This window comes from Citrobacter youngae (genome assembly GCF_003818115.1).
GTDB classification, from domain to species: Bacteria; Pseudomonadota; Gammaproteobacteria; order Enterobacterales; family Enterobacteriaceae; genus Citrobacter; species Citrobacter youngae.
In genome coordinates, this window is record NZ_RPOI01000010.1 from 14,598 (window position 1) to 40,237 (window position 25,640).

Here is a 25,640-nt window from a genome sequence, read left to right on the forward strand (position 1 = left end):
TCGCGCTATCCTCTGGCAGAAAACCGTTATCAGATCCGATCCTAAGCCTGAGGTGGCATACTGTCCGCGTCCATTTTCTGACATAATAACCGGATTCGATTTTGCCCCGCAGGAGTCTTCACATGGAATTTACCGCCGGACTGATGCCGCTTGAAACGGCTCTCTCTCAGATGCTTTCGCGTATTACCCCACTCACCGCCGTCGAAACGCTGCCCCTGGTTCAATGCTTTGGTCGTATTCTGGCGACCGACATCGTCTCCCCGATTGATGTCCCTGGATTCGATAACTCTGCAATGGATGGTTATGCGGTGCGTTTGGCTGATCTGCAATCCGGCCAGCCGCTCTCCGTTGCAGGTAAAGCCTTTGCCGGTCAGCCTTTCCATGGCGAGTGGCCTGCGGGAACCTGCATCCGTATTATGACCGGTGCCCCGGTTCCTGTCGGTTGCGAAGCGGTAGTGATGCAGGAGCAAACGGAACAAACTGACGACGGTGTGCGTTTTACCGCCGACGTCCGCAGCGGACAAAATATTCGTCTGCGCGGTGAAGATATTGCCAACGGCGCGGTGGTATTTCCCGCCGGGACTCGCCTGACCACCGCCGAGCTTCCCGTGCTGGCTTCGCTCGGTATTGCCGATGTCCCCGTCGTGCGCAAAGTCCGCGTGGCGTTGTTCTCCACCGGTGATGAACTGCAACTGCCGGGTCAGCCGCTGGGCGACGGACAGATTTATGATACTAACCGTCTGACCGTACATCTGATGCTGCAGCAGTTGGGCTGCGAGGTGATCAACTTAGGGATTATTCGTGACGATCCCAACGCGCTGCGCGCCGCGTTTATCGAAGCCGACAGCCAGGCCGATGTCGTTATCAGTTCCGGTGGTGTTTCTGTTGGCGAAGCGGATTACACCAAAACCATTCTGGAAGAACTGGGAGAAATTGCCTTCTGGAAATTGGCCATCAAACCCGGTAAACCGTTCGCCTTTGGCAAACTAAGCAACAGCTGGTTTTGCGGCCTGCCGGGTAACCCGGTGTCAGCGGCCCTCACCTTTTATCAACTGGTCCAACCGCTACTGGCGAAACTCAGCGGTAACACCGCCTGCGGACTGCCGCCACGCCAGCGCGTGCGCAGCGCATCACGTCTGAAGAAAACGCCTGGCCGTCTGGATTTTCAGCGCGGTGTATTACAGCGTACCGCAGAAGGCGAACTGGAAGTCACCACTACCGGACATCAGGGCTCGCATATTTTTAGCTCCTTTAGCCTGGGCAACTGTTTTATCGTGCTGGAACGCGACCGTGGTAACGTCGAAGCCGGAGAATGGGTTGAGGTCGAGCCGTTTAACGCACTGTTTGGAGGCCTGTAATGGCAGAACTCAGCGACCAGGAGATGATGCGCTATAACCGGCAAATCATTCTGCGCGGCTTCGATTTCGAAGGTCAGGAAGCGCTCAAGGAGGCGCGGGTACTGGTCGTTGGTCTGGGAGGGCTGGGATGCGCGGCAACTCAGTATCTGGCGGGCGCGGGCATCGGACATTTAACCCTGCTCGACTTTGACACGGTCTCCGTGTCGAACCTCCAGCGCCAGACGCTGCACAGCGATGCGACCGTTGGACAGCCGAAAGTGCTCTCCGCCCGCGACGCCCTGGCGCGAATCAACCCCTATATCGCCATTACGCCAGTGAATGCGCTGCTGGACGAGAGCGAGATTCACTCGCTTATCGCCGAACACGATTTGGTGCTGGACTGTACGGATAACGTCAGCATCCGCAATCAGCTGAATTCAGGATGCTTTGCCGCCGGGGTTCCGCTGGTTTCCGGTGCGGCAATTCGCATGGAAGGGCAAATTACCGTCTTTACGTATCAGGAAGGCGAGCCCTGCTACCGTTGCCTGAGCCGTCTGTTCGGTGAAAACGCCCTGACCTGCGTCGAGGCAGGCGTGATGGCCCCGCTAATCGGCGTGATCGGATCGTTACAGGCGATGGAAGCCATTAAGCTGCTGGCAAGCTACGGTAAACCGGCGTCTGGAAAAATCGTCATGTACGACGCCATGACCTGCCAGTTTCGCGAAATGAAGCTGATGCGTAATCCGGGGTGCGAGGTTTGTAGTCGGTAAAAAAGTCGGGTGGCGGCTTCGCCTTACCCGACCTACAACGGCTCGAACGTAGGCCGGGTAAGCGTTAGCGCCACCCGGCAACAGCATCAGATCGACGTGCGACCAAATGCGCTCTGCCAGTCGTGCTCAAACTTCGCCACGGCAGCATCAACGGCTGGAGAGCTAATCATCTGCTGAGCGACATCCAGCGGCAGCGTGATGGACTCACAGCCGACCAGCAGGCAATCCAGCGCCTGACGCGGCGTTTTGAAACTGGCTGCCAGCACTTTGGCGTGCGGGGCATGCATTTTCAATAAGGCCTGCAGATCGGTCACCGTCTGAATGCCGTCGCCCCCCTGAGCGTCCACGCGGTTAACGTATGGCGCAACATATTCGGCGCCAGCCAGCGCAGCTAAAAGCCCCTGAGCAGCACCGTAAACCGCGGTCCCCAGCGTCGGGATGCCCTCTTCTTTCAGCAATTTAATTGCTGCCAGACCCTCTGCCGTGACCGGCACTTTCACGACGATATCCGCGATGATTGCCCGCAGTTTACGCGCATCGCTGACCATCCCTTCGGCGGTGGTCGCCATTACCTGTGCAAACAGGCGGCCTTGCCCACCCATCGCGTCCTGCAATTGCGGCAGTAACACGTCCAGCGTCTGCTTACCTGCCGCCACAATGCTTGGGTTAGTGGTCACCCCTGCCAACGGAAAAACACGCGCCAGCGCTTTTACCGCGGCAACATCAGACGTATCTAAATAGAGTTCCATCACCTTTCCTCAAACGAATAATTAGCATGAATAAAAGGTAGCACGGCGAAACCTCGCGGTTAGTTGACGCACGTCAATATAACTTTCATTCGAAAGTAATTTAATCTTTATACGAAAGAAAAGAGGCCGCTTATGATTTTCAATATCCAGCGCTATTCCACGCATGATGGTCCAGGTATCCGCACCGTGGTGTTCCTTAAGGGATGCTCACTGGGCTGTCGGTGGTGCCAGAATCCGGAAAGCCGCGCCCGGACGCGGGATCTGCTCTATGACGCACGTCTGTGCCTTGATGGTTGCGATCTTTGTGCTCAGGCGGCACCGGAGGTGATTGAGCGGGCACTGAGCGGGTTGCTGATTCATCGCGAAAAACTGACCGATGATGCTCTGACGGCGCTGACCCACTGCTGCCCTACCCAGGCGCTGACCGTCTGTGGAGAGGTAAAAAGCGTGGACGAAATCATGGCGACCGTATTGCGGGATAAACCGTTTTACGACCGCAGCGGAGGGGGACTCACGCTTTCCGGCGGCGAACCGTTTATGCAGCCAGAGCTGGCGGCTGAATTGTTCCAGGCCAGCCACGAAGCAGGCATTCATACGGCAGTAGAAACCTGTTTGCATGTTCCCTGGAAGTATATTGAGCCGTCATTACCCTACGTTGATCTGTTCCTGGCCGATTTAAAGCATGTCGCCGACGCGCCGTTTAAACAGTGGACCGATGGCAGCGCCTCTCGCGTGCTGGAAAACCTGAAAAAACTGGCCGCCGCCGGTAAAAAAATAATTATCCGCGTCCCGCTGATTCAGGGATTCAACGCTGACGAAGCAGCTATTCAGGCCATTACCGATTTTGCCGCCGACGAACTCCACGTCGGAGAGATCCATTTTTTGCCCTACCACACGCTGGGCATCAACAAGTACAACTTACTCAATCAACCCTACAACGCCCCGGATAAACCGCTTGATGCGCCTGCGCTGCTCAAATTTGCCCAGCAGTACGCCAGCCTTAAAGGTTTAACCGCGACCCTACGAGGATAATCGCCATGACTACTCTGAAACTGGACACACTCAGCGATCGTATCAAAGCGCATAAAACGGCCCTGATCCACATCGTGAAACCGCCGGTTTGTACCGAGCGCGCCCAGCACTATACCGAGATGTACCAACAGCATCTGGATAAACCCATCCCGGTACGCCGTGCGCTGGCACTGGCTCATCACCTGGCGGAACGCACTATCTGGATCAAGCATGACGAGTTGATCATCGGTAACCAGGCAAGCGAAGTACGCGCCGCGCCAATCTTCCCGGAATACACCGTCTCCTGGATTGAAAAAGAGATCGATGATCTCGCCGACAGGCCCGGTGCAGGCTTCGCGGTTAGCGAAGAGAACAAGCGCGTATTGCATGAGGTGTGCCCATGGTGGCGCGGTCAGACCGTACAGGACCGCTGCTACGGCATGTTTACCGACGAACAAAAAGGGCTGCTGGAAACCGGCATTATCAAAGCTGAAGGTAATATGACCTCCGGCGACGCACACCTGGCGGTGAACTTCCCGCTGCTGCTGGAAAAAGGTCTCGACGGTCTGCGCCACAAAGTCGATGAACGTCGTTCCCGCATTAATCTGACTTGTCTGGAAGACCTCCATGGCGATCAGTTCCTGAAAGCGATTGATATCGTGCTGGAGGCCGTCAGCCTGCACATTGAGCGCTTTGCCGCGCTGGCGCGTAAAATGGCGTCCACAGAAACGCGCGCCAGCCGCCGTGATGAACTGCTGACCATGGCGGAAAACTGCGATGTCATCGCCCATGAGCCGCCAAAAACGTTCTGGCAGGCGCTGCAGTTGTGCTACTTTATCCAGTTGATCCTGCAAATTGAATCGAACGGTCACTCCGTATCGTTTGGCCGCATGGATCAGTACCTCTATCCGTTCTACCGTCGTGATGTAGAACTAAACCAGAGTCTCGATCGTGAGCACGCCATTGAGCTGTTGCACAGCTGCTGGCTGAAATTGCTGGAAGTAAACAAAATTCGCTCTGGCTCCCACTCGAAAGCCTCAGCAGGCAGCCCGCTGTATCAGAACGTGACCATCGGTGGCCAGAACCTGGTCAACGGTCAGGCGATAGATGCCGTCAACCCGCTCTCCTATGCCATTCTGGAATCCTGTGGCCGACTGCGCTCTACCCAGCCGAACCTCAGCGTGCGTTATCATGCTGGGATGAGTAATGACTTCCTGGATGCCTGCGTGCAGGTGATCCGCTGCGGCTTCGGGATGCCAGCCTTTAACAACGATGAAATCGTCATTCCGGAATTCATTAAGCTGGGCATTGAACCGCAGGACGCCTATGACTACGCAGCTATTGGTTGCATCGAAACCGCCGTTGGCGGCAAATGGGGCTACCGTTGCACCGGCATGAGCTTTATTAACTTTGCCCGCGTGATGCTGGCGGCGCTGGAAGGCGGACGTGATGCCACCAGCGGCAAAGTATTCCTGCCGCAGGAAAAAGCGCTTTCAGTCGGCAACTTTAATAATTTCGACGAAGTGATGGACGCCTGGGATACGCAGATCCGCTACTACACGCGCAAATCGATCGAAATAGAGTATGTCGTCGACACCATGCTGGAAGAAAACGTACACGATATTCTGTGCTCCGCGCTGGTAGATGACTGTATTGAACGTGCGAAAAGCATTAAGCAAGGCGGCGCGAAGTATGACTGGGTATCCGGTCTGCAGGTGGGTATTGCCAACCTCGGCAACAGCCTGGCAGCAGTGAAGAAACTGGTCTTTGAACAGGGGACTATCGGCCAACAACAACTGGCCGCCGCGCTGGCTGATGATTTTGATGGTCTGACCCACGAGCAGTTGCGTCAACGCCTGATCAACGGCGCGCCAAAGTACGGCAACGATGACGATAGCGTTGATGCGCTGCTGGCTCGCGCTTATCAGACCTATATCAACGAGCTGAAACAGTATCACAACCCGCGTTACGGCCGTGGTCCGGTTGGCGGCAACTACTATGCCGGGACCTCGTCTATCTCCGCAAACGTACCATTTGGCGCGGCAACCATGGCAACGCCGGATGGCCGTAAAGCGCATACTCCGCTGGCAGAAGGCGCCAGCCCGGCCTCCGGTACGGACCATCTCGGCCCAACGGCGGTAATTGGCTCTGTAGGTAAACTGCCTACCGGCTCAATCCTCGGCGGCGTACTGTTAAACCAGAAGCTGAACCCGGCCACGCTGGAAAATGAGTCTGATAAACAAAAGCTGATGATTCTGCTGCGTACCTTCTTTGAAGAGCACAAAGGCTGGCATATTCAGTACAACATCGTTTCTCGTGAAACGCTGCTGGAAGCCAAAAAACACCCGGATCAGTACCGTGACCTGGTGGTGCGTGTCGCGGGTTATTCCGCCTTCTTCACCGCGCTGTCTCCGGATGCGCAGGACGATATCATCGCGCGCACTGAACATATGCTGTAACCCCCTCCCGCCCGGTGGCACTGTGCTTACCGGGCCTACATACTCTCCCTTTAGCCGGGTAAGGCGAAGCTGCCACCCGGCCTTTTACTTTCATTCGAAATTAAATTTGTGCTATAGGTCACATTGTTATTAGAATGTTTCTGGTTGCAGTTATAAGCCAGGAGCATATATGACCATCAACGTTATCGTCACCGATATGGACGGAACGTTTCTCGACGACGCCAAGCAATACGATCGCGAACGCTTTATGGCGCAGTACCAGGAACTGAAAAAAAGAGACATTGAATTTGTCGTGGCCAGCGGCAATCAGTACTACCAGCTTATCTCCTTCTTCCCCGAGCTGAAAAATGAGATCTCCTTTGTTGCCGAAAATGGAGCATTGGTATTCGAACATGGTAAGCAACTGTTTCACGGCGAGCTGACCCGCCACGAATCCCGCATTGTCATTGGCGAACTGCTCAAAGATAAGCAGCTCAACTTTGTGGCCTGTGGACTGCAAAGCGCCTACGTGAGCGAAAATGCCCCAGAGTCCTTTGTCGCATTGATGGCAAAACACTACCATCGCCTGAAACCCGTAAAAGATTACCAGGATATCGACGATGTGCTGTTCAAGTTCTCGCTGAATTTACCTGACCAACAGATCCCATTAGTTATCGATCACCTTCATTCTGCTCTCGACGGCATTATGAAGCCCGTCACCAGCGGCTTTGGGTTTATCGACCTGATCATTCCCGGCTTACATAAAGCCAACGGGATCAGCCGTCTGTTAAAACGCTGGAACCTGTCACCACAAAACGTGGTCGCCATTGGCGACAGCGGCAACGACGCGGAAATGTTGAAAATGGCGCACTACTCTTTCGCCATGGCTAATGCAGCCGAGAACATCAAATTTATTGCCCGCTATCAGACCGACGATAATAACCATCAAGGCGCGCTGAACGTGATTCAGGCGGTGCTGGATAACACTTCGCCTTTTAACGCCTGATCCTGCCAACCGGAGTACCTGCTCCGGTTCTCACCGTTTTTGCATTCCGTGCACACCATCAAGTTTTTAAACTTGCATTAACTTATTTTTAACTTATATTGCACTTGTAAGTTATATAAGTTTCAAATGAAAGTTATGCGAGGTGGTTATGGCTTTTACTTTTACCAGCGACACATTGCCCGCCGATCACAAAGCGGCAATCCGTCAGATGAAACAGCAACTGCGGGTACAGCTTGGGGATGTTCAGTTGATCTTCAATCAACTGAGCGATGCCATTGCCACCCGCGTGGCGGAAATCAACGCCCTCAAAGCGCAAGGCTCCCCGGTATGGCCTGTGTTGTCCTATGCGGATATTAAAGCGGGTCGCGTGAGTGCAGAGCAGCGTGAAGAAATTAAGCGTCGCGGATGCGCGGTCATTAAGGGGCATTTCCCCCGCGAACAGGCGCTGGCATGGGATCAGTCGATGCTCGATTACCTGGATCGCAACCATTTTGATGACGTCTACAAAGGACCGGGCGATAACTTCTTCGGCACCCTGAGTGCATCGCGACCTGAAATCTACCCCATTTACTGGTCCCAGGCGCAGATGCAGGCCCGCCAGAGTGAAGAAATGGCCAATGCCCAGTCGTTCCTCAATCGTCTTTGGACATTTTCAAGCGAAGGTAAACAATGGTTTAACCCGGATGTCAGCGTTATCTACCCTGACCGTATACGCCGCCGTCCGCCGGGAACCACGTCCAAAGGGCTGGGCGCGCATACGGATTCCGGCGCGCTGGAACGCTGGCTGCTGCCTGCGTATCAGCGGGTATTTGCTCATGTTTTCAATGGTAAACTGGACGATTACGATCCGTGGCAGGCAGCGCATCGCACCGAAGTAGAAGAGTACACGGTGGATAACACCACCAAATGTTCAGTCTTCCGTACCTTCCAGGGTTGGACAGCACTGTCCGATATGCTGCCAGGTCAGGGATTGTTGCACGTGGTCCCTATTCCAGAAGCGATGGCATATGTGCTGTTACGCCCATTGCTTGACGATGTGCCGGAAGATGAACTGTGCGGCGTCGCGCCCGGCAGAGTCCTGCCGATTTCCGCGCAATGGCATCCGCTGCTGATTGAAGCGCTAACCAGCATTCCACAGCTGGAAGCCGGAGACTCAGTGTGGTGGCATTGTGATGTCATTCACGCCGTCGCGCCGGTAGAAAATCAACAGGGTTGGGGCAACGTGATGTACATCCCTGCCGCACCGATGTGCGAAAAGAATCTGGCCTACGCTCACAAAGTGAAAGCCGCGCTGGAAAAAGGCGCGTCGCCGGGTGATTTCCCGCGCGAGGATTATGAAACGAACTGGGAAGGACGCTTCACGCTGGAGGATTTGAATATCCACGGTAAACGCGCGCTGGGGATGGAATAATCCTTCCCCTTTCATCGCTTTTAAAATAGTCCGGTTTTCTTCATTATATGATAAAAACCGGGTATTTTTTTATTCTACTGAAATTGCTGCCAGTTTCCATTTATCCTTTTCTTTGAGCATAGTAACGTTAATCTCGCCAGACTCTCCGTTTTTAAACTCTACGCTTCCAGACAAAGAACCAACATCATTTACTACATTGAAACTATCGAAACTGTATTCACTAATATCATCAAAATGAACAGACTCGGTTACAAGCTTAAAATCCTCGCTGTTCATTTTTCTTTGCAAAGAAGAAGAGCTTGCCTGATAAGCCTGAATATATTTTCCATCACGGAGCAAATCTATCTCTGTTCGCGCAGCATCCTTCAAATCACCCATCGTGGAAAAAAGGAAAGTGCCAAGGCCGATAAAAATAATCAGTGCGGCAATCACCGCTCCCGCAATAACAAATTTCCTTTTCTTCTTGTCTGCTAACAGACCACGAACCTGCCATCCCGCATCACGAACAATATCAAAAATAGGATCGGTAATTTCCGTTGATACAAATTTATAGCCATCAATTTTACCGAAGCTACCATCTTCTTTTTTACCCCAGGATCCCCCAGCAGAAAACTCAAGGCGTTTCCCGATCTGGACAGATTTGCTTAATCTGAACCCACCCAAATCTGCATCCCACTCCACATCGGTCGTTTTTTCACGATAAGTAATTTGCTTTTTGCTTTCATTGAAAAACAGTCTTAACTCATATTGTTTTTGCAATCCGTATTGACTGAAATAATCTATCCACTCAGCATCTTCGATATTCCAGGATGCAACAATATCATCACCATCTTCACGTAAAATGAAAGGATGCTCGTTGCTGTTGTTTAAATTTAGTAAGTTTAATTTAAGATTGGCTAAAGAGAGTGGTTCCATCTGACTCATTTTCTTTCCTTGCATAGGTCGTTATGGAAAGTATCTTAGCCACAATTGTGGCTAAGATTAATCAGTAGAACTTTTTTTCAGAAAAGTGCGGGGAGAGAGACTTATTCGACGCCTTTACTTCGCAGGTAATCTTCGTAGTTGCCGGTGAAGTCGATCACGCGTTCCGGCGTAATTTCAATCACGCGGGTTGCCAGCGAACTGACGAACTCACGGTCGTGAGAAACAAAGATCAGCGTGCCCTGGTACATTTCCAGCGCCATGTTCAGCGACTCGATAGATTCCATATCCAGGTGGTTGGTTGGTTCATCCATCACCAGAATATTCGGTTTCTGCATCATCAGCTTACCGAACAGCATGCGTCCTTTTTCACCACCGGAGAGCACTTTTGCAGGCTTCTTGATATCGTCCTGGCTGAACAGCAGACGACCGAGGAAGCTGCGCACAACCTGCTCATCGTCGCCTTCTTGTTTCCACTGGCTCATCCATTCGAAAACGGTCAGATCGTTTTCAAACTCGTATTCATGATCCTGCGCGTAGTAACCAACCTGGGCGTTTTCAGACCACTTAACGGTACCGTTGTCCGGCTGCAAATCGCCAACCAACGTTTTCAGCATGGTGGATTTACCCACGCCGTTGGCACCAATGATGGCAACCTTCTCCCCCACTTCCAGCAGCAGGTTGAAGTTTTTAAACAGCGGGCCTTCATCAAAACCTTTCGCCAGCGCTTCCACTTCCAGCGCGTTACGGAACAGTTTCTTATCCTGCTCGAAACGGATGAACGGGTTCTGACGGCTGGAGGCTTTCACTTCATCGAGCTTGATCTTATCAATCTGACGCGCACGAGAGGTCGCCTGACGAGATTTAGATGCGTTGGCGCTAAAGCGGCTGACGAAGGATTGCAGATCGGCAATCTGTGCTTTCTTCTTGGCGTTATCGGCCAGCAGACGTTCACGCGCCTGGGTTGCCGCCGTCATGTATTCGTCGTAGTTACCCGGATAAACACGCAGTTCGCCGTAGTCCAGATCCGCCATGTGCGTGCAGACCATGTTCAGGAAGTGACGGTCGTGCGAAATGATGATCATGGTGCTGTCACGCTCGTTCAGCGTCTGCTCCAGCCAGCGAATGGTGTCGATATCCAGGTTGTTGGTTGGTTCGTCGAGCAGCAGAATGTCCGGGTTAGAGAACAGCGCCTGTGCCAGAAGCACACGCAGTTTCCAGCCGGGCGCGACTTCGCTCATCGGGCCGTAATGCTGCTCTACCGGAATACCGACGCCCAGCAGCAGTTCACCCGCACGCGCTTCCGCAGAGTAGCCGTCCATTTCGCCGTACTGAACTTCAAGGTCAGCCACTTTATAGCCGTCTTCTTCGCTCATCTCGGCCAGCGCATAAATGCGATCGCGCTCCTGCTTCACTTCCCACAGTTCAGCGTGACCCATAATAACGGTGTCGAGAACGGTGAACTCTTCAAAGGCGAATTGATCCTGACGCAACTTACCGATGCGCTCATTCGGATCGAGGGAAACGTTGCCCAGCGTCGGTTCGAGGTCGCCGCCGAGAATTTTCATAAAGGTGGATTTACCGCTACCGTTCGCGCCAATCAGGCCGTAACGATTGCCGCCGCCAAATTTGACGGAAATATTTTCAAACAGCGGCTTACTGCCGAACTGCATAGTGACGTTGCTGGAAACTAACACTGGCGTATCCTGAAAGAGAAAGAAATATGTGACAAACCGCTTATTATGCCATAACTCTGCAATAAGATCGCGCCGTTCATGCAGCACAGATAAAGTGAAAGCAAAAGGAAAAAAATGTGATTTAGTACACATCCGAATTCCTTGTTGCTCAGAATGCACATATAATGCCTGCCCAACACTACATAAATCTCAACCCACTAGCCTGCCTGGCACTGAATCTCGCATACATGAACATGAATATGAAATTAACAACGCTTTTCGCGGCGGCACTCGCAATAGTTGGTTTTTGTAACACCGCTTCTGCCGTCACGTACCCGCTGCCTACCGATGGCAGCCGTTTGATTGGCCAGAACCAGGTCATCACGATTCCTGAAGGCAACACCCAACCGCTGGAATATTTTGCGGCGGAGTATCAGATGGGTCTGTCTAACATGCTGGAAGCTAACCCGGGCGTGGATACCTTCCTGCCGAAAGGCGGCACAGTGCTGAACATTCCTCAGCAGTTGATCCTGCCGGATACCGTGCATGAAGGTATTGTGATTAACAGCGCCGAAATGCGTCTGTACTACTACCCGAAAGGTACTAACACCGTCATCGTTCTGCCTATCGGTATCGGCCAGTTAGGTAAAGACACCCCTATCAACTGGACCACCAAAGTTGAACGTAAGAAAGCGGGTCCAACCTGGACGCCAACCGCGAAAATGCATGCGGAATACCGCGCTGCGGGCGAACCGCTGCCAGCAGTTGTTCCGGCAGGTCCTGATAACCCGATGGGTCTGTACGCGCTGTATATCGGTCGCCTGTACGCCATTCACGGCACCAATGCTAACTTCGGCGTCGGCTTACGCGTCAGCCACGGTTGCGTGCGTCTGCGTAACGACGACATCAAGTTCCTGTTTGAAAATGTGCCGGTCGGTACTCGCGTCCAGTTTATCGATGAGCCGGTAAAAGCCACTACCGAACCAGACGGCAGCCGTTACATCGAGGTACATAACCCGCTGTCTACGACTGAAGCACAGTTTGAAGGCGGGGAAATCGTACCAATTACGCTGAATAAGAGCATTACCAGCATCACCGGTCAGTCTGACGTCGATCAGGCCGTCGTTGAGCAGGCGGTACAGAACCGTTCTGGTATGCCGGTTCGTCTGAACTAATCGGCTATACATGCCCGATGGCGCTACGCTTATCGGGCCTACCAGCACTGTAGGCCGGATTAGGCGCCAGCCGCCATCCGGCACACCACATCAATTACATCATCAACAGCAAGCCATATCCCACCAACGCCGCCCATATCAGCATCGGCACCGAATACAGATGAAAACGCCACCAGATGCGTCGGTCATTTGCCATGCGTAAAGCAATCAGATTCGCCAGCGACCCCGGCAACAGGCCAAACCCTCCGATATTAACTGCCCAGGCCAACAATAGCGTCGGCGGAACATAGTTGAGCAACAAAATCGTGCTGGGAACGTTACTGATAAACTGCGACAAGCCGATTGCCGTCAACCACAGCCCCGGTGCTGAAAGCGTGCCAATCTGACTGGTTATTCCGTGTAACACCGGCAACTGCGTCAGCAAATGCACATCAATAAACATCGCCATAAACACTAACAGCAACGTCCAGTCAACGCTGAGGATCACACGGCGAGCCAGTACCATGAACCCCGCGGCGACGATCGCCAGGCCCCACAGCTCTTGTTTTAACTCCAGTGCCGTCAGGAAGATGATATACAACGCCAGACAGCTCCACACCAGACGCGGTTGCCAGTCAGGTGCGGACGTACCGGTGTGATAATGCAATGCTTTATTCGGGAAACTGAACCAGCACAGCACCACCAGCGTCAGCATCATGGCCCCCGCAAGCGGCGCCATTTGCCAGGTAAACGCGGCAAATGACAAGCCAGAACGCCCCCACATCAGAATGTTTTGCGGGTTACCTATTGGCGTGAGCAACGATCCGGCGTTAACCGCCAGCGCCTCAAAGATAATCAGGCGATTCACCGGAATAGCGCACAATTTTTTCAGGGTGATGGTCAGCGGGACGACAATAAACAGCGCCACATCGTTGGTCAGAAACGTCGACAGCAGCGCCGCCGCCAGCACCATAAATATCGCCAGTTGGCGTTCGGTGTTGAAGCGGCGGGTCATCTTGCGCCCTAACACATCAAAATAGCCGCTGAGCTCCACACCTTTGGTCAGTAACATCAGACCGCTAAGCGTAATAATCGTGTGCCAGTCAATCGCCCCTGGCCATAAGCGGGGCGCAAATGGCGTGAACAGGCTCAGTACAACCCCGACGATGATTAACAGCTGGAAAAAACGATCGCGCCGCAAGGCGCGTAATAAAGGGAAACTCATTCAGAGCCCGTTCCTTGCTGTTGCGTAAACCGGCTAAAAGCCTCCAGTGTTTCCTTACTGACGTGATGCTCCATTCCTTCCGCATCGCGACGGGCAATTTCCGGGCTGATACCTAACATCAACAGGAAATTCTCCACAATCTGATGACGCTCCCGACTCTCCTGAGCTAATCGCTCACCTTCTGCGGTTAAAAACACGCCCCGCCAGGGGATCATTTCAATCAACCCAACGGAGGCAAGGCGCTTAAGCATTTTGGCAACTGTCGGCTGGGAAACCCCAAGCCGCGCGGCCATATCTACCTGGCGTGCTTCACCCACCTCGATAATGAGATCGGAAATCAGCTCTACGTAGTCATCAATCAGCTCACGGCGATGAGCCTCCCGGACCTGACGAAATCCTTCAACGTGTTCTTCGACATTCACCAATTGCGTCACTTTTTTTGTTGTTGGCATACCTGCGCGACGACTCATTCTGCTTCCTCGTTACTGTGACGCGTTAACGGCATCTGATTAGAGAACGCTCATTGTAAACCAGAGTTGCGTGGGCACAAAAAATTAACGTTTTAGCAATAGCTATATAATATAGCCTGTGCTATATCTGTATATAATAAAGACATCCCTCAAGGACTGATGGGATCGTGAAGTCAGGAGGTTTATATGAATGAATTTAAGAGGTGTATACGCGTGTTTAGCCACTCTCCCTTTAAAGTACGGTTGATGCTGATCTCTATGCTGTGTGACATGATTAACGGCAAACCAGAGCAGGATAAATCCTCAGCAAAATAATGCGGCGTCGCGGTACGCCGCTTCATTTCTTTGCCGTAACCTGATTACGGTGATAGGTTTCGTCCGAATAACCCTTCTTTTTGTCTGTTTTGCAGTTGCCCTCTCAAAACAATTTCTTTGTAGTAGTTGACCTTCTCTTGCACACACTCTATCTTTTCGCAGCCCTGCATATATTGCGGCTCGCGGATGCGGACCCATTCCCTCTTCTCGCTCTCTCAGGCAGGCATGACCCTTTGCGCCAGGGGTAGCACATGGCGTTTTTGCAACAGTGGCATATGAATTTAACCCTCAAAGATTCAATCATTGCTCGCAGCCGGGCGATTAGTCCGTGGACTGGCTTTTACTTTTTACAGTCTTTGCTGATCAACCTCGCGCTGGGCTACCCACTAAGCCTTCTTTATAGCGTTGCCTTTACCTGTGTATTGATGCTGTTGTGGCGTACTGCGCCGCGCGCGCAAAAAGCACTGATTGGCGTCTGTTCGTTGATTGCGGCAATGTATTTTCCGTTTGGCCAGGCTTACGGCTCGCCAAACTTTAATACGTTGTTAGCGCTGCACTCGACCAACATGGAAGAGTCGACCGAAATCCTGACCATCTTCCCCTGGTACAACTACCTGGTTGGCGTGTTTATTTTTGCGCTCGGCGTTATCGCCGTACGGCGTAAAAAAGACGAGCAGAAACGTCGCTGGAACAAGTACGACAGCCTGTGCTTGCTGTTCAGCATCGTTGCATTCTTTGTTACTCCGGTACAAAACCTGGCATGGGGCGGCGTTTTCAAGTTAAAAGATACCGGTTACCCGGTTTTCCGCTTTGCCAAGGACGTTATCGTCAATAACAACGAAGTGCTTGATGAGCAAGAGCGTATGGCGAAGCTGTCGAGCGTCAAAGACAGCTGGACAGTCACCGCCGTGAAGCCGAAGTATCACACCTATGTTGTGGTGATCGGTGAAAGCGCCCGTCGTGATGCGTTAGGCGCGTTTGGCGGTCACTGGGATAACACGCCGTTTTCCAGCACCGTTAATGGCTACATTTTTGCTGATTACATTGCCGCCAGTGGTTCTACGCAAAAATCGCTCGGCTTAACGCTAAATCGGGTCGTCGATAATAAGCCTCAGTTCCAGGATAACTTTGTCACGCTGGCCAACCGCGCTGGGTTCCAGACGTGGTGGTTTTCCAATCAGGGGCAGATCGGTGAATACGATACGGCAATCGCCAGCATTGCGAAGCGAGCAGATGAAGTTCAGTTCCTGAAAAACGGTGATTTCGAAGCGGACAAAAACACCCGTGACGAAGCGCTGTTGAAAATGACCGCCCAGGTGCTGGCCACCGAACGCACCCAGCCGCAACTGATTGTGCTGCATTTAATGGGTTCTCACCCGCAGGCCTGCGACCGTACACAAGGAAAATATGAGACTTTCGTCCAGTCCAAGGAGACCTCCTGTTACCTGTACACCATGACGCAGACGGATGACCTGCTGCGCCAGCTTTACGAGCAGTTGCGTAACAGCGGCAGTAGCTTCTCGATGGTCTATTTCTCCGATCATGGCCTCGCCTTTAAAGAGCGCGGAAAAGAGGTGCAGTACCTGGCGCATGATGACCAGTTCCAACAGAACTTCCAGGTGCCCTTTATGGTACTGTCCAGCGATGATAAAGCGCATCGGGTGATTAAGGCCCGTCGATCCGCCAATGATTTCCTGAGTTTTTTCTCACAGTGGACGGGGATCAGCGCGAAGGAAATTATCAACAGCTACCGCTTTATCTCTGAGAAAAAAGCCGGGCCAGTGTATATCACCAACTTTAAATTGCAGAAGGTGGACTACAACCATTTGGGCACTGATATCTTCGAGACCAAATCTCGTTAACAGCTCATAATTGCAGGCAAAAAAAATCCGCCCCTGGAGGCGGATTTTTTATATCACCGAAGTGATTAGAAGCGGTAACCAACACCCGCGATCCAGGTACCTACGTCAACGCTACGAATACGGCTCTGCTCGTAAGAGAAGTCCAGAGCAACGTTTTCGATCGGGTTGAACTGCACACCGGCACCGTAAGAGAAACCGTAGTCGCTGGTGTCGTGTTTGTCAGCAGGCGTTGCTGCATCCTGGAATTTACCGTAGCCAACACCTACAACACCGTAGACGCTTGCCCAGTCATTCAGACGGTAAGCCGGACCTGCAGTGATGCCGTAGTATTGGGTTTTGTTGTAATCGCCAAACGAGTCGGTACGATCTTTTTCAGTGTAAGTGAAGGAACCGATCACGCCCAGCGGGCTGTTGTCCTGCTCGTAACGATACTTCAGGTTGAAACCGTTCATTTTGTTCGCTGCGCCCTGAGCATCGCTCTGAGCGTAACCACCAGTAACGGTAGAAGTAGCAGCTACAGCGGTACCTGCGGAGAAAGCCAGAACAGCGGCCAGTGCTGAAAGACATGCAATTTTTTTCATAACCACCTCAAATGTGCTTCAAGTAAATCTTAAGTTTTAAATATACCAAAAACTGATGGGAAACTCTTTGCGATTCGCGATGTCTAACGAGGCTTTTCATGTAACAGAACATTTCATAAACCCGCTATCTCTTTCAATTAACATCACTTTTCTAATGATTTATGCCATTATTGCGCGCACAACACGGCACATTCATCCAGATAATTCCTAATCACGCAGATTATTAATCCATCGTTTTCATGCCATTGTACGGATCTCAGTAATTTTTTTTTCAACGAATACTCAACCAGCCGAGCGTATTTCCATTACACTCGCTGTTTTACTTTTCTATACACAAACTCACGCGCATCGCAGCAAATCTGCGGCGTCCCGCGGGGCAAGGTGTGTAACCATCATTTGACAGGAGAAAGGATGCCGGGGTCGTCACGTAAAGCGCCAGTCTGGTTGCCTATTTTGGTTTTGCTGATAGCTATGTCCTCGATTCAAAGCGGCGCATCGCTGGCGAAATCGCTGTTCCCTCTCGTCGGTGCGCCAGGCGTTACCGCCCTGCGCCTCGCACTGGGAACGCTCATCCTTATCGCCTTCTTTAAACCCTGGCGTTTACGTTTTGCCAAAGAGCAACGTCTTCCCCTGCTGTTTTATGGTTTGTCTCTGGGTGGGATGAACTATCTCTTTTACCTGTCAATTCAGACTGTACCGCTGGGTATTGCCGTAGCGCTGGAATTTACCGGCCCGCTCGCGGTGGCATTATTTTCCTCCCGCCGCCCGGTGGATTTTATCTGGGTTGCGCTGGCCGTGCTCGGACTGTGGTTCCTGCTACCGTTAGGTCAGGATGTTTCTCACGTTGATTTAACCGGTGCCGCGCTGGCATTAGGTGCTGGCGCCTGTTGGGCTATCTATATTCTTACCGGGCAACGCGCAGGCGAAGAGCATGGCCCGGCAACGGTCGCAGTTGGCTCATTAATCGCAGCGCTGGTTTTCGTGCCGATTGGCGTCATTCAGGCAGGCGATGCGCTGTGGCACTGGTCTATTCTCCCGTTGGGCTTAGCGGTAGCGGTCCTCTCTACTGCGCTCCCCTATTCGCTGGAAATGATCGCATTAACGCGACTGCCTACACGTACCTTTGGGACACTGATGAGCATGGAGCCTGCACTGGCTGCAGTGTCTGGAATGATTTTCCTCGGGGAAACGCTGACGTTTATCCAGACGCTGGCTCTGGGAGCGATTATTGCTGCGTCCATGGGCTCTACGCTCACCATCCGTAAGGACCCGCAAATTAAGCAAATTGACGTGAATTAACCTGCCAATATTCTGCATGGTTTGCATAATCATGCAGAATATCTTGTTATCTATCCCCACTATTATTATCGCCCTCTACCTCCCTGTTGAAGCACGCTATTTATGCTGAGGCATAGCATTAACACAATAATAACAATACGCTGTGCTAAAATAACTTATTTCATTGATTTATATCGATATTTTATATTTTCACTCACCTCGCTATTAAAGTGATAGGCAACACCAGAAAAATAAAACTGAAATTAGCGCTATACTTATCCTCGTTGAAGATTTGGGACGTAAACATCAAGAGGATATGAGATTATGAGTACTGCAAAACTGGTAAAAACAAAAGCATCAGCCCTCCTTTATACCCGTAACGATGTAACCGACAGCGATAAAAAAGCGACCGTTGAACTGCTGAATCAGCAGGTGATCCAATTCATCGACCTGTCATTGATCACCAAACAGGCACACTGGAATATGCGCGGCGCAAACTTCATTGCCGTACATGAAATGCTGGATGGTTTCCGGACAGCACTGACCGATCACCTCGATACCATGGCTGAGCGTGCCGTACAGTTAGGCGGTGTGGCACTGGGGACAACGCAGGTTATTAACAGCAAAACGCCACTGAAAAGCTACCCGCTGGATATCCATAACGTACAGGACCACTTAAAAGAGCTGGCCGAACGTTATGCCGTGGTTGCTAACAGCGTACGTAAAGCGATAAGTGAAGCAAAAGATGAGGATACAGCAGATATCTTCACTGCGGCCTCCCGTGACCTCGACAAATTCTTGTGGTTTATCGAAGCGAACATCGAATAACAGACATATAAGAAATACCTATTATTACCCTCGCATTTGCGGGGGTTTTGCACTTCTATGGTGCACAACATTGATCATTCGTCACTCCAAAGTAAATTATTTGTAATAATCACCTCACACAATCGTTAACGAAAGATTGTTTTATCAACAATTTTTACGCTAAATAGTCATACCGTTTGCACCGCGTCCGTCATGCACCAAATGAGTGCCCTGAAACGGTGCAAACAGCCCGCTTTGCCCTACTTATTGTGCAACAAAATGAGACGCCCTCTTGTTAAAACAATGAGTTGCAAAATTGGCACGATTCTTTCATTAAGCCATATGTTCTCGCAGGGGATCGCCCCGTGGATATAAAAGGAAATCCTATGAAGTCTGTATTAAAAGTTTCACTGGCTGCACTTACCCTGGCTTTTGCGGTGTCCTCCCATGCCGCAGATAAGAAACTGGTTGTCGCAACCGACACCGCCTTTGTTCCCTTTGAATTCAAACAGGGTGACAAATACGTTGGTTTTGATGTGGATCTGTGGGCTGCCGTCGCCAAAGAACTAAAGCTGGATTATGAACTGAAACCAATGGATTTCAGCGGCATCATCCCGGCTCTGCAAACCAAAAACGTCGATTTGGCGCTGGCAGGTATCACTATTACCGAAGAGCGTAAAAAAGCCATCGACTTCTCTGACGGCTACTACAAAAGCGGCCTGTTAGTGATGGTCAAAGCGAACAATAACGATGTGAAAAGCGTAAAAGATCTGGACGGTAAAGTCGTCGCAGTGAAGGGCGGCACCGGTTCCGTTGATTACGCAAAAGCGAACATCAAAACTAAAGACCTGCGTCAGTTCCCGAACATCGATAACGCGTATATGGAACTGGGTACCAACCGCGCAGACGCCGTACTGCACGATACACCAAACATTCTGTATTTCATCAAGACTGCGGGCAACGGTCAGTTCAAAGCTGTAGGTGATTCCCTGGAAGCCCAGCAGTACGGTATCGCCTTCCCGAAAGGCAGCGATGAACTGCGTGAGAAAGTGAACGGCGCGCTGAAAACGCTGAAAGAGAACGGTACTTACAACGAAATCTACAAAAAATGGTTCGGTACTGAACCTAAATAATAATCTACAGCACAGGCCCGGTAGCGTGATGCTTGCCGGGTCTACGCCAGCATTTTTGAGACCTGTAGGCCGGATAAGTACATCCGGTAAAACGGGCAATTGACTCTTTTCACCACGGTAACAGGAACGACATATGCAGTTTGACTGGAGTGCCATCTGGCCCGCCATCCCGCTTTTGATAGAAGGCGCCAAAATGACCCTGTGGATTTCAATCCTCGGTCTGGCTGGCGGTCTGATTATCGGGCTTGCAGCAGGTTTTGCGCGTACTTTCGGCGGTTGGATAGCCAACCACGTAGCGCTGGTGTTTATCGAAGTCATCCGCGGTACGCCAATCGTTGTACAGGTGATGTTTATCTACTTCGCCCTGCCAATGGCGTTTAACGATTTGCGTATTGACCCCTTCAGCGCCGCTGTTGTCACCATCATGATTAACTCCGGTGCCTATATCGCGGAAATCACGCGTGGCGCGGTACTCTCAATCCACAAAGGATTCAGCGAGGCTGGCCTGGCGCTTGGACTTTCACGCACGGAGACTATCCGTCACGTAATTTTACCTCTCGCGCTGCGTCGTATGCTGCCACCGCTGGGCAACCAGTGGATCATCAGCATCAAAGATACCTCGCTGTTTATCGTCATTGGCGTCGCTGAACTGACGCGTCAGGGTCAGGAAATCATTGCTGGTAACTTCCGCGCCCTGGAAATTTGGAGCGCCGTTGCAGTGTTCTATCTGATCATTACGCTGGTGCTGAGCTTCATTCTGCGTCGTCTGGAAAGAAGGATGAAAATCCTGTGATTGAATTTAAAAACGTTTCTAAGCACTTTGGTCCAACCCAGGTGCTACACAACATCGATCTGAATATTAAACAAGGTGAAGTCGTGGTGATTATCGGGCCATCTGGCTCCGGTAAATCTACCCTGCTGCGCTGCATTAACAAGCTGGAAGAAATTACCTCCGGTGACCTGATTGTTGACGGCCTGAAAGTGAACGATCCGAAGGTAGACGAGCGGTTAATCCGCCAGGAAGCCGGGATGGTGTTTCAGCAGTTCTACCTGTTCCCGCATCTGACGGCGCTGGAAAACGTCATGTTTGGGCCGCAGCGCGTACGCGGGGCAAATAAAGAACAGGCCGAGAAACTGGCGAAAGAACTGCTGGCGAAAGTGGGTCTGGCCGAACGTGCGCATCACTACCCTTCTGAGCTGTCCGGCGGTCAACAACAGCGTGTGGCTATCGCCCGTGCGCTGGCGGTGAAGCCGAAAATGATGCTGTTTGATGAGCCAACCTCAGCGCTGGATCCGGAACTGCGCCACGAAGTTCTGAAAGTTATGCAGGATCTGGCGGAAGAAGGAATGACCATGGTGATTGTGACCCACGAAATCGGTTTTGCCGAAAAAGTGGCTTCACGCCTGATTTTCATCGATAAGGGACGTATTGCCGAGGACGGCAATCCGCAGGCCCTGATTGAAAATCCGCCCAGCCAACGCTTACAGGAATTCTTGCAGCACGTTTCCTGATAGCCCTGCCTCCCTTCGCCCGAAGGGAGGTTTTTCACCAGAATCCTCTCATTTCAATTCTCTCCCGCCCTGACATCTATACTTATCCTTTTGAATTTATTTTCTCATAGGAGGAGTGATGCGCAGGATCCTGTTCATCATTGTTTGTCTGTTGAGTCTTCCGACCCAGGCGGTGACGATCCCTGGCGTCACCACGCCAACGTCAACCAACGCGCAAACCACACTGGCGAAAGAGCCGGATATTGAACAGAAAAAGGCGGCTTACGGCGCCCTGGCCGATGTGCTGGAAAATGACGCCTCGCGTCAGGAGCTGATCGGCCAGTTACGCAAAGTGGCCACTGCCCCTCCTGCCGAGCCGGTGCCGACCATTGTCCCGCCCACGTTAACGGAAGAAAAAACGGTACTGGAAAACGTCACGGATGTCACCCGCCACTACGGTGAAGCCCTCTCCAGCCGCTTTGCCCAGCTTTATCGCAATATTACCGATGCCCCGCATAAGATCTTTAACCCGCAAACATTCACCAATGCCCTGACGCATTTTTTAATGCTGGCGGTGTCAGTGTTCGGTTTTTTCTGGCTGGTTCGCCTGTGCGCGCTGCCGCTGTATCGCAAAATGGGACAATGGGCACGACGCAAAAACCGTGAGCGCAGCAACTGGCTCCAGCTTCCGGCGATGATCGTTGGCGCATTCGTTATCGATTTGCTTCTACTGGCGCTCACCTTGTTTGTCGGGCAGATACTGAGCGACAAAATGAACGCCGGCAGTCGCACCATCGCCTTTCAGCAAAGTTTGTTTCTTAATGCTTTCGCGCTGATTGAGTTCTTCAAGGCCATTTTGCGCCTGATATTTTGCCCGGCGGTGACCGAGCTGCGCCCGTTTAACATTCAGGATGCAGGCGCACGCTACTGGAATCGCCGTTTGAGTTCATTGAGCAGCCTGATTGGCTACGGGCTTATCGTTGCCGTACCCATTATTTCGAATCAGGTTAATGTGCAGGTCGGCGCGATGGCAAATGTCATCATCATGCTGTGCATCACGCTGTGGGCGCTGTACCTGATTTTCAGAAACAAGAATGAGATTACCCAGCACTTACAGAATCTTGCCGCACGCTCTTTAGCTTTCTTTAGCCTGTTTATCCGTGCTTTTGCGCTGGTATGGCATTGGCTGGCCAGCGCCTACTTCATTGTGCTGTTTTTCTTCTCGCTGTTTGATCCAGGCAACAGCCTGAAATTCATGATGGGCGCCACGCTGCGCAGCCTGGTGATCATCGGGATCGCCGCCTTTGTATCCGGCATGTTATCCCGCTGGATTGCCAAAACCATTACCCTGTCGCCGCACACGCAGCGCAGCTATCCAGAATTACAAAAGCGGCTAAATGGCTGGCTGTCAACGGCGTTAAGCGTGGCCAGGATCCTGACAGTGTGCGTCGCGGTCATGCTGCTACTCAACGCCTGGGGACTGTTCGACTTCTGGAACTGGCTGCATTACGGCGCCGGCGAAAAAACGGTGGATATCCTGATCCGTATCGCGCTGATTTTATTCTTCTCCGCCATCGGCTGGACGATCCTCGCCAGCCTGATTGAAAATCGTCTGGCTTCCGATATTCATGGTCGCCCGTTACCCAGCGCGCGTACTCGCACCCTGCTGACGCTGTTTCGCAACGCACTGGCGGTGATCATCAGCACGATCACTATCATGATTGTGCTGTCCGAAATTGGCGTCAATATCGCCCCTTTACTGGCTGGTGCCGGGGCGCTGGGGCTGGCTATCTCTTTCGGCTCACAAACGTTGGTAAAAGATATTATTACCGGGATCTTTATTCAGTTCGAGAATGGCATGAACACCGGCGATCTGGTGACCATCGGTCCACTCACCGGTACGGTAGAACGGATGTCCATCCGCTCAGTGGGCGTGCGTCAGGACACCGGGGCGTACCATATCATCCCGTGGTCATCGATAACGACCTTCGCCAATTTTGTGCGTGGCATTGGATCGGTCGTCGCCAATTACGATGTAGACCGCCATGAGGATGCGGATAAAGCGAATCAGGCATTGAAAGACGCGGTTGCTGCGGTGATGGAAAAAGAAGATATCCGCGGGCTTATCATTGGCGAGCCGTCGTTTGCCGGGATTGTGGGGTTAACCAATACGGCCTTCACGCTGCGGGTTTCGTTTACCACCCTGCCGCTGAAGCAGTGGACGGTACGTTTTGCGCTCGACAGCCAGGTAAAGAAACACTTCGATCTGGCCAACGTGCGCGCTCCGGTACAGACCTATCAGGTCTTGCCTGCACCGGTGCATGGCCCAACCCCTGCGGCAAGCGAACCGCTGCCGCCAGCCGAGCCCACGCTTTAGCGTTGACGCGCCATAAAACGACGACGCTGATCGTTATCCATAAAGGTCCAGGCAATAAAGCGACTCTGCTTTTGCCCCTGGGCCATCTCTTTTTTAACCACTTTCACCGCGCCCGCATCCGTTAATGCGTGGTACAGCGGAGGCAAATTCTCGCCGCGCGAAACCAGCGTGGTGAACCACATTACCTGGCGACCAAAGGCCTGGCTTTCGGCGATCATTTTTTTGATGAACGCCACTTCACCGCCTTCACACCACAGCTCCTGCTGCTGTCCGCCAAAGTTCAGCGCATCATCTTTGTCCTGGCCCAGATTGCGGCGTTTGCGCTCGCTTCCTGCGCGGGCTGAGGCCGCAGAATCATGGAATGGCGGGTTACACAATGTGGCTTCATACTGCTCATTTTTGTGAATGATACCGTTGAAGATTGCCGAAGCATCTTTCTGACGACGCAGACGAATAGCACGGGTTAACCCCGGATTGCCGTTTATGATCGCCTGAGCGCTGTTAAACGCTTCGCTACTGCTCTCACTGCCCGTAAATCGCCAGCCGTATTCATGCACGCCGATCAGAGGATAAATACAGTTTGCCCCTACGCCTATATCCAGGATGCTCGCATTTGCAGGGATGGTTCCGGTGGTTTCACCCAACAGGTCGGCCAGATGGTGAATGTAGTCCGCACGACCCGGAACCGGTGGGCAAAGAAAACCTTCCGGGATATCCCAGTTTGCCACCGCATAATAATGCGCCAGCAGTGCTTTATTGAGCGCCTTAACTGCCTGCGGGTTGGCGAAATCAACACTCTGCTCGCCGCCGGGCGTGAGGGTGAGAAATTGCGTCAGCTCGGGGGTAACCTGGCATAACGTCGCAAGATCATAGCGGCCATTGTGGCGGTTGCGTGGATGTAATCCCGGTTTCTGGGGGGGCATAGCATTCTCCTTTTAACAGCGGCGTAAGATACCCGCATAACGCCACGGGGTAAACATACACAGCAGGGAAATTTCATTTTTTATACGAATTGCATCGTTCAAAAAATAGCCTGTTGTTGGTCGATTTTTTGCGGCAAATGCCCTGCAATGACGACCTAAACTTATCAGGCACGATCTGTTGTTTCTCAGAGGATATCATCATGAAGAAATGCCTCACATTCCTTGCCGCTACCATACTTACCGGCATGACATTTGCGACTTTTGCTGCCCAGCCCAATGCCAGTCCTGCCAACGGTCCACTACAAGCCTCCGGTACGATTTCCGTGAGCGGAGCATCAAGTCTGGATGACCTCGAAGGTAAGCTGGCAGAAAAAGCCAAAGAGCAAGGCGCGAAAGGTTTTGTGGTTAATTCCGCTGGCGGTAAAAATCAGATGTACGGTACAGCAACTATTTATAAGTAACTCTCCCTCAGCTCAACTGCATTCGCCCTGAATGCAGTTTGCTGTCCTTTCTTTCTGAAATCCCCTGCATGAACTGTAACCGCCATGTTGGAATTTCGAATTCAATGTAAATAAATGTATTTATTTTTGAAGTAATGAATGCTAAAACGTCACACTTATTGATAATGCTTATCAAAATTATTATCAATTACGCATTTCATTCAGGCGAGGCCTGCAGGGTATAACGTCCACAGAGATGTCCCTT

General features: G+C 51.9%; 23 protein-coding genes. 16 read left to right on the top strand and 7 right to left on the bottom strand.

The window, feature by feature from the left end; translation table 11 throughout:
• The first annotated feature begins 122 nt into the window (after nt 1-122).
• Together moeA and moeB are read left to right on the top strand one after the other, a co-directional pair.
• Nucleotides 123-1,358 carry a molybdopterin molybdotransferase MoeA gene (moeA, locus tag EHN13_RS08815; protein WP_061067596.1) on the top strand — a complete coding sequence of 412 codons (1,236 nt, stop codon included), beginning with the start codon at nt 123-125 and terminating at the stop codon, nt 1,356-1,358.
• On the top strand, nt 1,358-2,107 hold the full coding sequence (gene moeB / locus EHN13_RS08820; protein ID WP_101741846.1) for a molybdopterin-synthase adenylyltransferase MoeB: 750 nt from the start codon (nt 1,358-1,360) through the stop codon (nt 2,105-2,107). The genes moeA and moeB overlap by 1 nt, the downstream gene beginning before the upstream one ends.
• A gap of 86 nt (nt 2,108-2,193) precedes the next feature.
• On the opposite strand, the gene fsa is transcribed toward moeB, so the two are convergent.
• The gene (gene fsa, locus EHN13_RS08825) at nt 2,194-2,856 is read right to left on the bottom strand and encodes a fructose-6-phosphate aldolase (RefSeq protein WP_048212182.1); all 663 of its coding nucleotides are present in this window, start codon (nt 2,854-2,856) and stop codon (nt 2,194-2,196) included.
• A 132-nt stretch (nt 2,857-2,988) separates the two neighbouring features.
• Here fsa and EHN13_RS08830 point away from each other — a divergent pair, with 132 nt between their 5' ends.
• The 4 genes from EHN13_RS08830 to EHN13_RS08845 all read left to right on the top strand — a co-directional run bounded on the left by EHN13_RS08830 (nt 2,989) and on the right by EHN13_RS08845 (nt 8,722).
• Nucleotides 2,989-3,888, top strand: coding sequence for a glycyl-radical enzyme activating protein (locus EHN13_RS08830; RefSeq protein ID WP_061067594.1), 900 nt, complete (start codon nt 2,989-2,991; stop codon nt 3,886-3,888).
• 5 nt (nt 3,889-3,893) lie between these two features.
• Nucleotides 3,894-6,326, top strand: coding sequence for a glycyl radical protein (locus tag EHN13_RS08835; protein WP_124021253.1), 2,433 nt, complete (start codon nt 3,894-3,896; stop codon nt 6,324-6,326).
• Between the two features lie 169 nt (nt 6,327-6,495).
• On the top strand, nt 6,496-7,311 hold the full coding sequence (locus EHN13_RS08840) for a Cof-type HAD-IIB family hydrolase (RefSeq protein WP_048212185.1): 816 nt from the start codon (nt 6,496-6,498) through the stop codon (nt 7,309-7,311).
• Between the two features lie 148 nt (nt 7,312-7,459).
• Complete coding sequence (locus tag EHN13_RS08845; protein WP_124021254.1) at nt 7,460-8,722, top strand: DUF1479 domain-containing protein; 1,263 nt, start codon at nt 7,460-7,462, stop codon at nt 8,720-8,722.
• A gap of 69 nt (nt 8,723-8,791) precedes the next feature.
• Here the strand turns inward: EHN13_RS08845 and EHN13_RS08850 are convergent, their stop codons facing one another.
• Nucleotides 8,792-9,646, bottom strand: a complete 855-nt coding sequence (locus EHN13_RS08850; RefSeq protein WP_061067591.1) for a hypothetical protein — start codon at nt 9,644-9,646, stop codon at nt 8,792-8,794.
• A 101-nt stretch (nt 9,647-9,747) separates the two neighbouring features.
• Nucleotides 9,748-11,340, bottom strand: coding sequence for an ABC-F family ATPase (locus tag EHN13_RS08855; RefSeq protein WP_008784214.1), 1,593 nt, complete (start codon nt 11,338-11,340; stop codon nt 9,748-9,750).
• A gap of 233 nt (nt 11,341-11,573) precedes the next feature.
• On the opposite strand from EHN13_RS08855, the gene ldtB reads away from it, so the two are divergent.
• Nucleotides 11,574-12,494 (top strand): L,D-transpeptidase, encoded by a 921-nt coding sequence (gene ldtB, locus EHN13_RS08860; protein WP_003035268.1) that lies wholly within the window; start codon nt 11,574-11,576, stop codon nt 12,492-12,494.
• Nucleotides 12,495-12,588: 94 nt separating this feature from the next.
• Here ldtB and EHN13_RS08865 read toward each other — a convergent pair whose 3' ends face one another.
• Nucleotides 12,589-13,698 carry an anion transporter gene (locus EHN13_RS08865; protein ID WP_124021255.1) on the bottom strand — a complete coding sequence of 370 codons (1,110 nt, stop codon included), beginning with the start codon at nt 13,696-13,698 and terminating at the stop codon, nt 12,589-12,591.
• Nucleotides 13,695-14,168: a manganese-binding transcriptional regulator MntR gene (gene mntR, locus EHN13_RS08870; RefSeq protein WP_003831586.1), complete on the bottom strand. Its 474-nt coding sequence runs from the start codon at nt 14,166-14,168 to the stop codon at nt 13,695-13,697. Before mntR ends, EHN13_RS08865 begins: the two co-directional genes overlap by 4 nt.
• A 186-nt stretch (nt 14,169-14,354) precedes the next feature.
• On the opposite strand from mntR, the gene mntS reads away from it, so the two are divergent.
• Both mntS and EHN13_RS08880 read left to right on the top strand, forming a co-directional pair.
• Nucleotides 14,355-14,483 (top strand): manganase accumulation protein MntS, encoded by a 129-nt coding sequence (gene mntS, locus EHN13_RS08875; RefSeq protein WP_061067589.1) that lies wholly within the window; start codon nt 14,355-14,357, stop codon nt 14,481-14,483.
• Nucleotides 14,484-14,758: 275 nt separating this feature from the next.
• Entirely contained in the window at nt 14,759-16,345 is a 1,587-nt protein-coding gene (locus tag EHN13_RS08880) for a phosphoethanolamine transferase (protein WP_061067588.1), read from the top strand.
• A gap of 65 nt (nt 16,346-16,410) precedes the next feature.
• Here the strand turns inward: EHN13_RS08880 and ompX are convergent, their stop codons facing one another.
• Nucleotides 16,411-16,926 carry an outer membrane protein OmpX gene (gene ompX / locus EHN13_RS08885; protein WP_048212190.1) on the bottom strand — a complete coding sequence of 172 codons (516 nt, stop codon included), beginning with the start codon at nt 16,924-16,926 and terminating at the stop codon, nt 16,411-16,413.
• A 411-nt stretch (nt 16,927-17,337) separates the two neighbouring features.
• Here ompX and rhtA point away from each other — a divergent pair, with 411 nt between their 5' ends.
• From rhtA to ybiO, 6 genes are all read left to right on the top strand, one after another.
• Nucleotides 17,338-18,225, top strand: coding sequence for a threonine/homoserine exporter RhtA (rhtA, locus tag EHN13_RS08890; protein WP_048212191.1), 888 nt, complete (start codon nt 17,338-17,340; stop codon nt 18,223-18,225).
• A 303-nt stretch (nt 18,226-18,528) separates the two neighbouring features.
• Entirely contained in the window at nt 18,529-19,032 is a 504-nt protein-coding gene (dps, locus tag EHN13_RS08895) for a DNA starvation/stationary phase protection protein Dps (RefSeq protein WP_005123679.1), read from the top strand.
• 365 nt (nt 19,033-19,397) lie between these two features.
• Entirely contained in the window at nt 19,398-20,144 is a 747-nt protein-coding gene (glnH, locus tag EHN13_RS08900) for a glutamine ABC transporter substrate-binding protein GlnH (protein ID WP_048212192.1), read from the top strand.
• Nucleotides 20,145-20,277: 133 nt separating this feature from the next.
• Nucleotides 20,278-20,937 (top strand): glutamine ABC transporter permease GlnP, encoded by a 660-nt coding sequence (gene glnP, locus EHN13_RS08905; RefSeq protein ID WP_005123684.1) that lies wholly within the window; start codon nt 20,278-20,280, stop codon nt 20,935-20,937.
• Entirely contained in the window at nt 20,934-21,656 is a 723-nt protein-coding gene (gene glnQ, locus EHN13_RS08910; RefSeq protein WP_042309588.1) for a glutamine ABC transporter ATP-binding protein GlnQ, read from the top strand. Before glnP ends, glnQ begins: the two co-directional genes overlap by 4 nt.
• A gap of 118 nt (nt 21,657-21,774) precedes the next feature.
• Nucleotides 21,775-24,012, top strand: a complete 2,238-nt coding sequence (gene ybiO / locus EHN13_RS08915; RefSeq protein ID WP_124021256.1) for a mechanosensitive channel protein — start codon at nt 21,775-21,777, stop codon at nt 24,010-24,012.
• Here ybiO and rlmF read toward each other — a convergent pair.
• Nucleotides 24,009-24,935: a 23S rRNA (adenine(1618)-N(6))-methyltransferase RlmF gene (rlmF, locus tag EHN13_RS08920; protein ID WP_048212194.1), complete on the bottom strand. Its 927-nt coding sequence runs from the start codon at nt 24,933-24,935 to the stop codon at nt 24,009-24,011. The two genes, ybiO and rlmF, sit on opposite strands and share 4 nt — an antisense overlap.
• A gap of 200 nt (nt 24,936-25,135) precedes the next feature.
• Here rlmF and mcbA point away from each other — a divergent pair, with 200 nt between their 5' ends.
• Nucleotides 25,136-25,396, top strand: a complete 261-nt coding sequence (gene mcbA, locus EHN13_RS08925) for a DUF1471 family periplasmic protein McbA (protein WP_048212195.1) — start codon at nt 25,136-25,138, stop codon at nt 25,394-25,396.
• Nucleotides 25,397-25,640 lie beyond the last annotated feature (244 nt).

Excerpts from the sequence above, each read along its gene's own strand:
- moeA (WP_061067596.1), top strand. The coding sequence starts at position 123 with ATGGAATTTACCGCCGGACTGATGCCGCTTGAAACGGCTCTCTCTCAG.
- moeB (WP_101741846.1), top strand. The coding sequence starts at position 1,358 with ATGGCAGAACTCAGCGACCAGGAGATGATGCGCTATAACCGGCAAATC.
- fsa (WP_048212182.1), bottom strand. The coding sequence starts at position 2,856 with ATGGAACTCTATTTAGATACGTCTGATGTTGCCGCGGTAAAAGCGCTG.
- EHN13_RS08830 (WP_061067594.1), top strand. The coding sequence starts at position 2,989 with ATGATTTTCAATATCCAGCGCTATTCCACGCATGATGGTCCAGGTATC.
- EHN13_RS08835 (WP_124021253.1), top strand. The coding sequence starts at position 3,894 with ATGACTACTCTGAAACTGGACACACTCAGCGATCGTATCAAAGCGCAT.
- EHN13_RS08840 (WP_048212185.1), top strand. The coding sequence starts at position 6,496 with ATGACCATCAACGTTATCGTCACCGATATGGACGGAACGTTTCTCGAC.
- EHN13_RS08845 (WP_124021254.1), top strand. The coding sequence starts at position 7,460 with ATGGCTTTTACTTTTACCAGCGACACATTGCCCGCCGATCACAAAGCG.
- EHN13_RS08850 (WP_061067591.1), bottom strand. The coding sequence starts at position 9,646 with ATGAGTCAGATGGAACCACTCTCTTTAGCCAATCTTAAATTAAACTTA.
- ldtB (WP_003035268.1), top strand. The coding sequence starts at position 11,574 with ATGAATATGAAATTAACAACGCTTTTCGCGGCGGCACTCGCAATAGTT.
- EHN13_RS08865 (WP_124021255.1), bottom strand. The coding sequence starts at position 13,698 with ATGAGTTTCCCTTTATTACGCGCCTTGCGGCGCGATCGTTTTTTCCAG.
- mntR (WP_003831586.1), bottom strand. The coding sequence starts at position 14,168 with ATGAGTCGTCGCGCAGGTATGCCAACAACAAAAAAAGTGACGCAATTG.
- mntS (WP_061067589.1), top strand. The coding sequence starts at position 14,355 with ATGAATGAATTTAAGAGGTGTATACGCGTGTTTAGCCACTCTCCCTTT.
- EHN13_RS08880 (WP_061067588.1), top strand. The coding sequence starts at position 14,759 with ATGAATTTAACCCTCAAAGATTCAATCATTGCTCGCAGCCGGGCGATT.
- ompX (WP_048212190.1), bottom strand. The coding sequence starts at position 16,926 with ATGAAAAAAATTGCATGTCTTTCAGCACTGGCCGCTGTTCTGGCTTTC.
- rhtA (WP_048212191.1), top strand. The coding sequence starts at position 17,338 with ATGCCGGGGTCGTCACGTAAAGCGCCAGTCTGGTTGCCTATTTTGGTT.
- dps (WP_005123679.1), top strand. The coding sequence starts at position 18,529 with ATGAGTACTGCAAAACTGGTAAAAACAAAAGCATCAGCCCTCCTTTAT.
- glnH (WP_048212192.1), top strand. The coding sequence starts at position 19,398 with ATGAAGTCTGTATTAAAAGTTTCACTGGCTGCACTTACCCTGGCTTTT.
- glnP (WP_005123684.1), top strand. The coding sequence starts at position 20,278 with ATGCAGTTTGACTGGAGTGCCATCTGGCCCGCCATCCCGCTTTTGATA.
- ybiO (WP_124021256.1), top strand. The coding sequence starts at position 21,775 with ATGCGCAGGATCCTGTTCATCATTGTTTGTCTGTTGAGTCTTCCGACC.
- rlmF (WP_048212194.1), bottom strand. The coding sequence starts at position 24,935 with ATGCCCCCCCAGAAACCGGGATTACATCCACGCAACCGCCACAATGGC.
- mcbA (WP_048212195.1), top strand. The coding sequence starts at position 25,136 with ATGAAGAAATGCCTCACATTCCTTGCCGCTACCATACTTACCGGCATG.